The following is a 205-nucleotide window of genomic DNA, read 5'->3' as shown; positions in this document are numbered from 1 at the left end:
CAGAATACCGGAAGTAATATAGTAAGCGCCTTTTTTCATCTGATGAACGATCACAGGAGTAAGAGGCACAAGAACGTCTGCAAGAATGTTTGCCGCAACAATATCATATTTCTCATAACCAACCTGATCCTGAACCTCTTTGTCATCAATGATGTTTCCGATCATCATATCAAAGTCTTTATCCGGAATCTGATTTGCTTCTTTG

Annotated in this window: 1 protein-coding gene; it reads right to left on the bottom strand. The window is 39.0% G+C overall.

The window, feature by feature from the left end:
• The coding region (locus QVP40_RS12320) for a 50S ribosomal protein L11 methyltransferase (protein ID WP_288200556.1) at nucleotides 1-205 on the bottom strand (205 nt) is incomplete at both ends.

The organism is Blautia sp. CAG:257 (genome assembly GCF_000433815.1).
Taxonomy (GTDB): domain Bacteria; phylum Bacillota; class Clostridia; order Lachnospirales; family Lachnospiraceae; genus Blautia_A; species Blautia_A caecimuris.
The sequence above is the reverse complement of the archived record's forward strand: the minus strand, read 5'-3'. Positions and strand labels throughout refer to the sequence as shown.